We start from the raw sequence: 11230 nt of genomic DNA, 5'->3' as shown, positions 1-11230 counted from the left end.
ATGAATTCACCCCTTGTCCCCTAACAATTGACGTACTTTTTGACTAATTTCTGTGACAGGTATTTCATAGTCAACATATCCAGTCTTCCAGCATGCCTTTGGCATCCCATACACGACCGCTGTGGATTCATGCTCTACAATAGACGTGATAGCTGGGTGTTGCTGATACAGTTCAGTTAATCCTTGAGCGCCATCTGCTCCCATGCCAGTCATGACAATTGGAAAGATTTCATAGTGAGACATCGTCGTTAACGAACGAAACAGTGTATCGACCGATGGACGATGCCCTCGCATTGGAGGCGACTGGTCAAGATGAACAGCAAGTGCCATGCCAGCACGTTTAACTGACAAATGATAATCCCCTGGAGCAAGGTAAGCCGTGCCTTTCATAAGAAGTTCACCCTGTTCAGCTTCTTTGACTCGAATGTTGCACATCGCGTCCAAACGGTTCGCTAACGATTTCGTAAACCCAGCCGGCATATGCTGTACGATTAATACAGGTGCAGGCAGGTCCTCTGGTAGTTGAGTCAACACTTGTTGCAAGGCTCTAGGGCCTCCTGTTGAAGTCCCGATTGCAATTAATTTCTTCTGCGGACGCTTAGGTGCAGCTGCTTCTCGGTGGAAAGGTTCTACTACCTTTGGCTTCGGTGGAGCTTTCTTTATCTCTTGTAGATTGGCCTGAACTGCTTCTAGCACCTTCTGAATTAACTCGTTCTTTACTTGTTCAATATCCAATGAAATAGAGCCCGATGGTTTCGGGATAAAGTCAAACGCACCTGCTTCCATTGCTCGCACTGTTGCCTCTGCTCCACTATGTGTCAAGCTAGATAGCATGATTACAGGCAGTGGTGCTTCCTTCATAATCCGCTCTAATGCAGTTAAACCATCCATAACAGGCATTTCAACATCCATCGTAACGACATCTGGATTGCATTCTGAAATCTTATTCAATCCGTCTTGTCCATTTCTCGCTTTACCGACCACGATAATGCGCGAATCTTCTTCTAAGATGTTGGCAATCATCTTCCGCATGAATGCGGAATCGTCGATAATTAATACTCGTATCGGCTTCATTGGCTTATGACCTCTCGAAAAATAATTTTTTAAGATTTGTGATGAAAGATGCACGGGGAAGACCGTCACGTTCATCTCTATCAAACTCTCTGACTATTTGATCGATTGCTTGACTCACTTTAGATTTCGGTGCATGGATGATATAGGGTACTTGGTTGATAACAGCTTTCATCACAGCCTGGTCATCAGGAAGGATTCCAAGCGGATGCAAAGGAATATGTAAGAAACGCTCAGCTACAAGCCTCAGACGTTCACTCGTTTCTTTCCCTCCTTTGATGGAGGGGGCACGATTCACAACGAGTGAAAGCTTAGGAAACTCTGAAAAGCTTGTGATATGTTTCATCATGGCATACCCATCTGTAATTGAAGTTGGTTCTGGTGTTGTCACAATAATACACTCATCTGCTGCCAGGATGAATTTCATACTCTCTTGTGTAACACCTGCCCCCATATCAAACAATACATAATCATACTCCGTCATTAAGCCTTGCAACTCGTATAGAAACTGATGTAACATGCTGCCGTCAAGTTTCATAATGTCTGATAGTGCAGAGCCACCTGCAATATAAGATAGTCCTAATGGCCCTTCTTCTATAATATCGGTTAGAGGGATATGTTCATTAAATAAATGTACGATTGTACGTTTTGACTGCTGTCCTAACAAGATATCTATATTTCCCATCCCGATATCAAGGTCAAATAGCAGCACTCTTTTCCCCATTTCCGATAGTTTAAGAGAGAAATTAAGCGTGAAATTTGATTTCCCCACTCCGCCTTTACCACTTGCAACTGCAATCGTATGGGCACGAGCTGGTCGATTATGCTCGTACTGCTTTAACCTCTTTCTTAACTTCTCCGCTTGGTCATGCATAGGTCCACTCTCCCATGACGAGCCCTACAATATATTCAGGTGCTCCCTCTACCAAATCATCAGGGACGTCTTGACCGTTTGTTACATACGCGACGCCTATGGAATGGGCAGCAACCATATTAAATATAGAGCCGTACTGAGCTGTCTCATCACTCTTAGTAAAGATGAGTTGGCGGAATGGAATTGATGAAAACTGTTGATATATCCGTTTCATATCCTTTGGCTTAGACGTTAAGGCAAGCACGAGATAGGCCTCAGAGTGCTCATCAACCTGTATAAGCTTGTGGAGCTCATTGACATAGGTGTCGGTCGTATAATTCCGACCAGCTGTATCAACAAAGACAAGGTCATAGTCTTTAAACTTTTGTCTTGCCTGTTGATACTCTTCTAGTGAATACGCTACCTCTAAAGGAAGTTTTAAGATCTTGGCGTAAGTCTTTAATTGGTCAACAGCAGCTATCCGATACGTGTCGGTCGTCACAAATGCGACTCGTTTTCCATAATTCAATGCCTGCTCAGCAGCCATCTTAGCAATCGTTGTCGTTTTCCCTACTCCAGTTGGACCAACAATATGAACAAACTTCTGATTAAAGTAAGGAGAATGGGATTGAACATGTTTCAATTGGTCGGACAGAACTTTCTTTAGCATATTCACAACGTCTTTCTCTTCCCAAGTTGAGTCCGATTGATAGTAAGACCTTAGTAGTCGTTGCATGATGATTTCTTGTAGCGTGGCATCAAATTCCTGATTGTCTAGGAAGTCATTAGCTTGTTGTAAGAGAGTCGGGTATTGAGTTGTCTTCATTTGCAACGACGACAATTGTTCTTTCATAGAGGTCAGTTCTTTATCTACAACACGATGCTCTTGTGCTGGCTTTTGGTCTATTGGCTTTCTTTCTTCAGAATCAGGACCGTTAGGAGGTGAATGCGTCTCATTCATACGTTCATCCGGGTCAAGTGCAGCCACAACCTGAATTTTCTTCTTCTTAAACAGACCAAGAACTCCCTTAGAAGAAAGCTCTTTCGAATCTAAGATAACGGCATTCACACCCAACTCTTTACGCACTTTGTGCATGGCTTCTGGCATAGTTGGTGCTTCAAACTTTTTTACCTTCATGCGACGTTCACCACCCCAACGCTTTGTACTTCAACCGTAGGCTCAAGCTCATTGTAAGAAAGCACCACAACTTGTGGCATGTAGCGATTAAGCAGTTGTTTCACATACATACGAATCGCGGGGGAGCAAAGGACAATTGGAGTCTCTTCACGGAGAGACAGCTGTTCGATTTGTTCACCAATCGACTGAACGATTGATTGTTGAGACTCTGGGTCTAACGATAGAAAGCTTCCGTGCTCCGTTTGTTGTACATGCTCAGCAATCGTCTTCTCAACTTTCCCACCAAGTGTAATCACCTTCACTAAACCATTTTGTACGTATTGGTTTGTAATTTGACTCGAGAGCGCTTGTCTCGCATATTCGCCTAGCAATTCCGTATCGTTCGTCATCTTCGCAAAATCAGCTACCGTCTCAAAAATGACGGGAAGATTCTTAACAGAGACATTCTCTCTTAATAATTTCGCTAGAATCTTTTGAACTTCTCCAACAGAGAGCGGCTCAGGCGTGACTTCTTCGACTAGAATTGGATGCGTTTCTTGAAGGTGATCAATCAATTGTTTCGTTTCCTGACGACCTAATAGCTGGTAAGCATGCTTCTTGATAAGCTCGGTAATATGTGTAGACACGACAGAAGGCGGGTCGACTACGGTATAGCCGAATAGCTCTGCTTCATCTTTCATCTCTTCAGTGATCCATTTAGCTGGCAAGCCAAAGGCAGGTTCTTCTGTATCAATGCCTTCAATGGAATCATCATCCATACCAGGGCTCATTGCGAGGTAATGATCGAGAAGTAGCTCCCCGCGTGCCACTTCATTTCCTTTAATCTTCAGACGATATTCATTCGGATTTAACTGAATGTTGTCTCGAATTCTGACGACCGGTATGACTAGGCCTAGCTCAATCGCTAACTGACGACGGATCATCACAACTCGGTCAAGCAAGTCGCCTCCTTGACTTGTATCCGCCAAAGGAATTAACCCATATCCGAACTCAAATTCTATTGGGTCTGTGCTAATTAGATTCACAACATTCTCAGGTGATTTCATTTCTGAGCTTTCCACTTCTTCTTCCTCTACAACTTCTGGAGCCTCAAGTCTTTTAGCTTCTCTAGAAAGCCAATACCCTCCCCCAATTAATACTGCCGCTATAGCTGTAGTAACAAGGAACGGAATCGGGGTTAAACCAAGAAGAAAAATGGTTGCACCAGCTATGTACATCATATTCGGATAACGAAATAGCTGAGTCGTAACGTCCTTGCTTAAATTCCCCTCAGAAGTCACCACGCGCGTGACCACAATACCTGTTGCTGTTGAAATCAACAGGGCTGGAATTTGACTGACAAGTCCGTCACCAACTGTAAGCCTCATATATGTATTAATTGCTTCTTGAAAGCCTAGTCCATTTTGGGTCATGCCAATAATTAAGCCAAAAATGATGTTAATAAGTACAATAACAATTCCTGCGATGGCATCCCCTTTTACGAATTTACTCGCACCATCCATCGCACCATGAAAGTCCGATTCGTTTTCAATTTTTTCTCTTCGTTCTTTAGCTTGTTGCTCGGTTATTAAGCCCGCGTTTAAATCTGCATCAATACTCATTTGTTTACCTGGCATCGCATCAAGTGTGAAACGAGCAGCTACCTCAGACACTCGTTCAGAGCCTTTCGTGATGACGAGAAACTGAATGATAACCAAAATGGCGAAGATTACAAATCCAACAAGTGGACTCCCTCCAATAACGAAGTTACCGAAAGCGTCAATGACTCCACCAGCGTTCGCCTCTGATAGAATTGACCTTGTTGTTGACACATTCAGTCCAAGTCTGAATAGCGTCAGCAATAGAATTAGGGAGGGAAATATGGAAAACTGCAGTGGTTCTTCAGTATTCATCGCAACAAGGATGACTAACAAGGCTAACGAGATGTTGATGAGGATGAACACACTTAGAATCACTCCGGGTAGAGGAATGACAAGCATGACAATAATTAAAATGACGCCGAATATGACAGATAGGTCTCTAAATCCCATTCACTTCTCTCCCATTTGTTAAGCTTTTTTCTGTACACGGTATACGTAAGCGAGCACTTCCGCTACCGCTTGGTAAAACTGTTCATCAATTGTTTCGTTAATTTCTACTGTATCGTACAGTCCTCTTGCGAGTGGTCGGTTCTCTACCATAACCACATCATGATTGTTCGCTACTTCTTTTATTCGCTGGGCAACGTAATCCACGCCCTTCGCCACTACGTATGGTGCATCTGCTTTCTTCTCATCGTATTTAATTGCAATTGCATAGTGGGTCGGGTTCGTGATGACCACATCCGCTTCTGGTACTTCACTCATCATCCTCTGCATGGACATTTGTCGTTGCCGTTCTTTAATCTTTGATTTAATTTGAGGATCTCCCTCAGAATTTTTGTACTCATCTTTAATGTCATGCTTCGACATCCGAATATTCTTCTCATGATCATACCGTTGATACGTATAATCAATGACTGAAATGAACAATAGTCCAAGTGAGGCTGCAATCCCCATCGTAATTGTCGTTTCACTGAAAAAGGCCAAGCTAGCATCAATGCCTTTTTGGGAGGTCTCCATCATATCGCTTCTTCTCATCCAAATAATTGTAAAGGTAATCGTTCCAACAAGCGCAATCTTTAGCAGTGATTTCAATAACTCCACCAGTGCACGTGCAGAGAAAATCTTCTTCGCCCCTTCAATTGGATTCAGCTTGTTTAACTGTACCTTTAACGGTTCAGTAGAGAAGAGAAAACCAATCTGCATATAATTGGCAGCGACACCAGCGAGCACAGCAATGCCCATCACTGGGGCGATTGTCGTTGCTGTCATCACCGTCATATCGACTAAGATCTTGTGAGTACTTTCTTCTGTTAAGGTTACTCCCATATTCTCATTGAAGCTATGTTCAAGTATCCCGATAAATCGTTCTTTCAGATACCCTCCAATTGCGATAAAGAGTATAAAGACCGCAAGCATAAGCAAGGACGTGGTAATGTCTTGACTCTTTGCAACCTGCCCCTTTTTACGCGTGTCTTCACGCTTCTTAGGAGTCGCTTTTTCTGTTTTTTCGCCTGCGAAGTATTGCAGGTCTAAAGAAAGCCAATTCATATTAAGCTCCTCCCATTAATCGCATGAGTGTCCACATCGCTTCAAGCATCGTCTCAAACAGCTTCTTCGCAAGGATGGTGTAGAACGTAAACGATACAATAAGAACAACAAAGCTCACAAAAATCTTCAATGGCAACCCAACGACAAAGACGTTTAACTGCGGAACCGTTCTTGCAATTATCCCTAAGGCAACATCAACTAGAAACAAGCACCCGACTATCGGTATGGCCATCTGAAAGGCAATAGCAAACATTGTAGTAAATGTACGCATAATCATCTCTGCAAACGATTCGTTCGAAAACGGCAGAACGACTTGGTCGAGTGGTATGGCTTCATAGCTGAAGAACATTCCTTGAATGAACAAATGATGTGCATCAACGACGAGGAGGAACAGCAACGTAATTGTGTTTAAATATTGTCCGATTAGTGGACTTTGTGCACCTGTACGTGGGTCAATGACGTTCGCTACCGCAAAGCCCATTTGAAAATCAATAAATCCACCTGCTACCTGAATCGCAGCTAAGACAAGATAGGCTATGAAACCAACACACAAACCAACAAGCGCCTCTTTAATTACGAGCATGTAGAAGGTGCCATTCAGTTGTATTGGAGGAAGGTCAATCGTGTAGAACATAATCCAAGCTAGAAAAAAACTTAATCCAATCTTATGAGGGGTTGGCACATTACGATAGGAGAAAATAGGCAACGTGACAAAGAATGCCGTCACACGGACAAATATGAGTAAGAATGCTGGTAAGGTATTTAAAGCAATAAACGAAAACATAAACTACCCTACAAACATGTTTAAGTTCGAGAAGATATCTGTTGCGAACTGCAACATATGAGATAGCATCCACGGACCGAAAAAGACCATCCCAAGCATTACAGCTACAATCTTAGGCACGAACGCCAACGTTTGTTCTTGAATTTGGGTTGTAGCCTGAAATATGGATACAAGTAACCCAACTCCAAGAGCTAGAATAAGGAGAGGTCCAGTTACGAGCAATACCGTATAAATTCCCTTTTCTGCTGTTGAAATGACAAATTCACTCGTCATCGTATGTACCTCCTTATTCTAGAACCCTTGTAATAGAGAATGGGTAACCAAGTACCACCCATCTACAAGAACGAACAACAATATTTTAAATGGTAGTGAAATCATGACAGGAGGGAGCATCATCATCCCCATGGACATTAAGACACTCGCAACAGCCATGTCGATCACTAGGAATGGAATAAAGATCATAAATCCCATTTGGAAGGCCGTCTTCAGTTCACTAATAGCAAACGCCGGCACGAGTGTGGTCAACGGTACATCTTGAATTGTCTCCGGACGTTCCATACCTGCATAATTCATAAATAAAGCTAAATCTTTCTCCCTCGTATGCTTGGACATAAATTCTTTCATTGGTGTAGCTGCCCGCTCATACGCTTCATCGAGCGTAATTTCTTCATTAAATAAAGGCTGCAACGCTTCTTCATTCACCTCATTGAACGTAGGCGCCATGACGAAGAAGGTTAGAAACAATGCTAGTCCTACTAGAACTTGGTTAGGTGGCATCGTTTGTGTTGCTAGAGAGGTTCGAACGAAACTCAATACAATTACAATTCGGGTAAAGCTTGTCATAAGAATAAGAATGCTTGGAGCAAGGGACAAGACCGTTAGTAATAGAAGCAGTTGGACAGAAGTGGACACCGATTGGGGATCAGATTCTGAGAACATGCCTATAAATTCATTCATGTGAATCCTCTTTCTTCTTATGCTGTTGGATCAGTTCTTTGCGATGTTGTTGCAAGTTGTCCAATTCATTTTTAAAGAGTTGTTGAAATTGAATGCTTGAAGGAGATGATTGGGATGTGTTGGTATGAGTCTTTGATTTCTTATTCGATTTAATTGTACTCATGACGTTCTTAAACATAGGCTCTTCTGTTCCATCAGATTTGACTAGTTCCTCAATCGTTTCTTCATCTGTAATCTCCGTCAATAATTCAATTGAATCTCCTACCCCTACCGAGTAAACGCGCTTTCCAATTCTTACAATTTGGATAGATTTGTTCTGTCCAAGCGAAATCCCACCTAAATTCTCTATCGTACGAGCGGGTTTAAAGAGTTTATTTCGCTTGTTCACCCATTTCAGCAATAGATAGATTAATAATATGACAAAGAGTAAAGCAAATAAGGAACGAACGATGTCCATTCCTAGTGATGTGGGTTCTTCCGTAACAGAGGAAGAAGGCTCTTCTGAACCTTCTTCACCTGCATTTTCTTGGCATTGTTCTGAATTGGGATTCTCAAAACACGTCTCAGCACTTGGAGAGGCGGAAACCTCAATCTGCCCCACAAAGAAGAGCAGTAGTGTGAATACTAAGATGTGTGCCTTCTTGTTCATCGTAATAACTCCTACTTAGCTTAATGCCTTTGTAATAGCCTCAATTACACGGTCTGCTTGGAAAGGCTTCACAATAAAGTCCTTTGCACCAGCTTGAATCGCGTCAATGACCATTGCCTGCTGTCCCATCGCACTACACATAATGATCTTAGCATCTGGATTCATCGCTTTGATTTCTTTCAAAGCGGCAATTCCATCCATTTCAGGCATCGTGATGTCCATCGTTACAAGGTCTGGAGTAAGTTCTTTGTATTTCTCAACTGCTTGGGCGCCATCTTGAGCTTCTCCGACGACTTCAAATCCATTCTTAGTAAGGATGTCTTTCACCATCATTCTCATAAATGCTGCATCGTCTACGATTAAAATTTTGCTTGCCATTGGTTATACCCTCCATTAGGTCTAGTATTGTAATTTTTTCAAGCGTTCTGATTGACTTAGAATATCTGTAACGCGTACACCGAAGTTCTCATCAATAACGACAACTTCCCCTTTTGCAATGGGCTTATTATTAATTTGAATATCAACAGGCTCACCTGCTAATTTATCAAGTTCAACTACAGAACCTTGAGATAGTTCTAAGATTTCTTTGATGGTTCTCTTTGTGCGACCTAATTCAACAGTTACCTTGAGCGGTATATCAAGTAGCATGTCTAGGTTTTTTTGTTCAGATTGCTGAAGTGTTTGCATAGGTTCGAAACTTGAGAACTCTGCTGGATGGACCTCTTGTGTTGGCTGCATGCCACCTAGTTGTTGCGGCTCACGCGGAGCTTGGTTCGTTGGTTGTTGCGGTTGTTGCGACTGTTGCGCTTCATATGTATGAGGTGCACTTGACTCTGGTGGAGCCGGATTACTATGTGACGGGGCTGTTGGTGTTGCAGGTTCTTTCGCAAGAGCTCCGGTCGTACCGCCGCTTGTAAATTCATTGATTAAATCTGCATCGTCTTGGTCTTCTGGATTTAACAGTTGATTTACAAGATCCTTTGCGAAGTGAACAGGCAGAAGCTGCATGATATTTGAATCAATTAACTCTCCCACCTTTAGTTGGAAGGAAACCTTCGCAAGAACATCATCCTTAGGAATTTGTTCTGTACCTTCTCCCCCTTCTACATCAAGCAATGTGATCTCTGGCGGAGAAATATCCACTTTCTTCGTGAAGACAGTCGACATACTCGTCGCAGCAGAGCCCATCATTTGGTTCATGGCTTCCTGTACGGCGCTAAGGTGTATCTCATTTAATTCCTCAGCCGGGTTCAAACCATCCCCACCGAGCATTAAATCAGCAATGATGGCAGCGTCCTGTTGTTTGATTACAAATAAGTTTGCTCCAGAGAAACCTTCTGTATAGTTCACTTGAACTGCGACGTGTGGCTGCGGGAATTCTTCTGCAATCCTTGAACGCTCTATCGCAGACGTTCTAGGTGTTGTGATATCCACTTTCTGATTCAATAAGTTTGATAGTGCGGTCGCAGAGCTTCCAAATGAGATATTTCCAATCTCACCTAACGCATCTTGTTCGAGTGAATTGAAATAATCTCCAACTGGCAACTCACTGCTTGTGGATGCACCTGGTTCCTCTTCTTTGTCATTCCCTAAATCTGCCGTGCCGTTAAGTAGCGCATCAATTTCTTCTTGGGATAACATATCGTCACTCATCATAGTCGTCCCCCCCTTGGTATTCTTCAAGTATTTGCACAGCAACCTTCTTCTTCATTTTACCTGGCTGTACCATAAATTTAGGTTCATCATCGACTGTCAAGGTCATAGGCTCTTGGATGCTCTGATTAAGATGGATGACATCTCCTTCGCCTAAACGGAGAAATTCCTCAATGGAAATACTAGATTCACCAAGGATGGCCTTCATATCTAGCTCAGCTCGTTTGATGTTCTTTGATAGTGCTTCATACTCTTCTGGTTTCCGTTCTGTTTTCTCTGATTGCATCCAGTAATGAACCGACAGTTTCGGAATCATCGGTTCCAATACGACGTGAGGAATGCAAATGTTAATCATTCCACTCGTCTCTCCGATCGTGACATTTAATGAAATGACGACGACTGTCTCGTTCGGCGATACCATTTGCAGAAATTGCGGATTTACTTCAAATTCTTCTAGCTCAGGTTCAATGTCAACGACTGAGCTCCATGCTTCTTGCAAATTGTCAACAGCCTTCTCAAAGAGCTGAGACATGAGTTTTGTTTCTATTTCAGTTAAGTTCTCTACTTTATTCACACTATCGCCACGTCCACCCAATGTACGATCTAACATTGCATAGGCAATATTCGGATTAATCTCCATGATCAAGCGACCTTCTAATGGCTCCACGGAATACACGTTTAAGATTGTCATCTTCGGTATAGAACGGATAAATTCTTCATAAGGAATCTGATCCACCGAAGCGACCGAAATTTGAATGTATGTACGTAATTGAGCTGAGAAATACGTCGTTAACAAGCGCGCGAAATTCTCATGAATTCTTGAAAGGCTTCGAATTTGATCTTTGGAAAATCGGAGTGCACGCTTAAAGTCGTAAGAGCGAACCTTTTTCTCTTTCTCTTCTCTCTTTAAATCATCAGCGTCCATCTCTCCGGTAGATAAAGCAGAGAGCAAGGCATCGATTTCATTCTGGGAAAGAACTTCTTCTGCCATCAT

12 protein-coding genes are annotated in these 11230 nt (G+C 42.6%); all 12 read right to left on the bottom strand.

Going from position 1 to position 11230, the window contains the following annotated elements:
• Positions 1-6: 6 nt before the first annotated feature.
• From H513_RS0105270 to fliM, 12 genes are read right to left on the bottom strand one after another with little or no spacing between them, the layout of a single operon-like run.
• On the bottom strand, positions 7-1074 hold the full coding sequence (locus tag H513_RS0105270) for a protein-glutamate methylesterase/protein-glutamine glutaminase (RefSeq protein ID WP_026799794.1): 1068 nt from the start codon (positions 1072-1074) through the stop codon (positions 7-9).
• 4 nt (positions 1075-1078) lie between these two features.
• Positions 1079-1945 (bottom strand): MinD/ParA family protein, encoded by an 867-nt coding sequence (locus tag H513_RS0105265; RefSeq protein ID WP_026799793.1) that lies wholly within the window; start codon positions 1943-1945, stop codon positions 1079-1081.
• Positions 1938-3062 (bottom strand): flagellar biosynthesis GTPase FlhF, encoded by a 1125-nt coding sequence (gene flhF, locus H513_RS0105260; RefSeq protein ID WP_026799792.1) that lies wholly within the window; start codon positions 3060-3062, stop codon positions 1938-1940. Before flhF ends, H513_RS0105265 begins: the two co-directional genes overlap by 8 nt.
• A complete protein-coding gene (gene flhA, locus H513_RS0105255; protein ID WP_026799791.1) occupies positions 3059-5092 on the bottom strand; it encodes a flagellar biosynthesis protein FlhA in 2034 nt (677 codons plus the stop codon). Before flhA ends, flhF begins: the two co-directional genes overlap by 4 nt.
• 18 nt (positions 5093-5110) lie before the next feature.
• Positions 5111-6193: a flagellar biosynthesis protein FlhB gene (gene flhB / locus H513_RS0105250; protein ID WP_026799790.1), complete on the bottom strand. Its 1083-nt coding sequence runs from the start codon at positions 6191-6193 to the stop codon at positions 5111-5113.
• A 1-nt stretch (position 6194) separates the two neighbouring features.
• Entirely contained in the window at positions 6195-6977 is a 783-nt protein-coding gene (gene fliR / locus H513_RS0105245) for a flagellar biosynthetic protein FliR (RefSeq protein WP_026799789.1), read from the bottom strand.
• 3 nt (positions 6978-6980) lie between these two features.
• Complete coding sequence (fliQ, locus tag H513_RS0105240) at positions 6981-7250, bottom strand: flagellar biosynthesis protein FliQ (protein WP_026799788.1); 270 nt, start codon at positions 7248-7250, stop codon at positions 6981-6983.
• Positions 7251-7268: 18 nt separating this feature from the next.
• Complete coding sequence (gene fliP, locus H513_RS0105235; protein ID WP_026799787.1) at positions 7269-7934, bottom strand: flagellar type III secretion system pore protein FliP; 666 nt, start codon at positions 7932-7934, stop codon at positions 7269-7271.
• Complete coding sequence (locus H513_RS19630; protein WP_051239690.1) at positions 7927-8583, bottom strand: flagellar biosynthetic protein FliO; 657 nt, start codon at positions 8581-8583, stop codon at positions 7927-7929. The genes fliP and H513_RS19630 overlap by 8 nt, the downstream gene beginning before the upstream one ends.
• Positions 8584-8598: 15 nt before the next feature.
• Positions 8599-8961 (bottom strand): response regulator, encoded by a 363-nt coding sequence (locus H513_RS0105225; protein ID WP_026799786.1) that lies wholly within the window; start codon positions 8959-8961, stop codon positions 8599-8601.
• A 21-nt stretch (positions 8962-8982) separates the two neighbouring features.
• Entirely contained in the window at positions 8983-10239 is a 1257-nt protein-coding gene (gene fliY, locus H513_RS0105220; RefSeq protein WP_026799785.1) for a flagellar motor switch phosphatase FliY, read from the bottom strand.
• On the bottom strand, positions 10229-11227 hold the full coding sequence (gene fliM / locus H513_RS0105215) for a flagellar motor switch protein FliM (protein ID WP_026799784.1): 999 nt from the start codon (positions 11225-11227) through the stop codon (positions 10229-10231). Before fliM ends, fliY begins: the two co-directional genes overlap by 11 nt.
• Positions 11228-11230: the final 3 nt, after the last annotated feature.

The organism is Pontibacillus halophilus JSM 076056 = DSM 19796 (assembly GCF_000425205.1).
GTDB lineage: Bacteria > Bacillota > Bacilli > Bacillales > BH030062 > Pontibacillus_A > Pontibacillus_A halophilus.
The sequence above is the reverse complement of the archived record's forward strand: the minus strand, read 5'-3'. Positions and strand labels throughout refer to the sequence as shown.

Bases quoted from the DNA above. Each gene is read 5' to 3' on its own strand.
- H513_RS0105265 (WP_026799793.1), bottom strand. From the start codon at position 1,945: ATGCATGACCAAGCGGAGAAGTTAAGAAAGAGGTTAAAGCAGTACGAG.
- flhF (WP_026799792.1), bottom strand. From the start codon at position 3,062: ATGAAGGTAAAAAAGTTTGAAGCACCAACTATGCCAGAAGCCATGCAC.
- fliM (WP_026799784.1), bottom strand. From the start codon at position 11,227: ATGGCAGAAGAAGTTCTTTCCCAGAATGAAATCGATGCCTTGCTCTCT.
- H513_RS19630 (WP_051239690.1), bottom strand. From the start codon at position 8,583: ATGAACAAGAAGGCACACATCTTAGTATTCACACTACTGCTCTTCTTT.
- fliP (WP_026799787.1), bottom strand. From the start codon at position 7,934: ATGAATGAATTTATAGGCATGTTCTCAGAATCTGATCCCCAATCGGTG.
- fliR (WP_026799789.1), bottom strand. From the start codon at position 6,977: ATGTTTTCGTTTATTGCTTTAAATACCTTACCAGCATTCTTACTCATA.
- fliQ (WP_026799788.1), bottom strand. From the start codon at position 7,250: ATGACGAGTGAATTTGTCATTTCAACAGCAGAAAAGGGAATTTATACG.
- H513_RS0105270 (WP_026799794.1), bottom strand. From the start codon at position 1,074: ATGAAGCCGATACGAGTATTAATTATCGACGATTCCGCATTCATGCGG.
- fliY (WP_026799785.1), bottom strand. From the start codon at position 10,239: ATGATGAGTGACGATATGTTATCCCAAGAAGAAATTGATGCGCTACTT.
- H513_RS0105225 (WP_026799786.1), bottom strand. From the start codon at position 8,961: ATGGCAAGCAAAATTTTAATCGTAGACGATGCAGCATTTATGAGAATG.
- flhB (WP_026799790.1), bottom strand. From the start codon at position 6,193: ATGAATTGGCTTTCTTTAGACCTGCAATACTTCGCAGGCGAAAAAACA.
- flhA (WP_026799791.1), bottom strand. From the start codon at position 5,092: ATGGGATTTAGAGACCTATCTGTCATATTCGGCGTCATTTTAATTATT.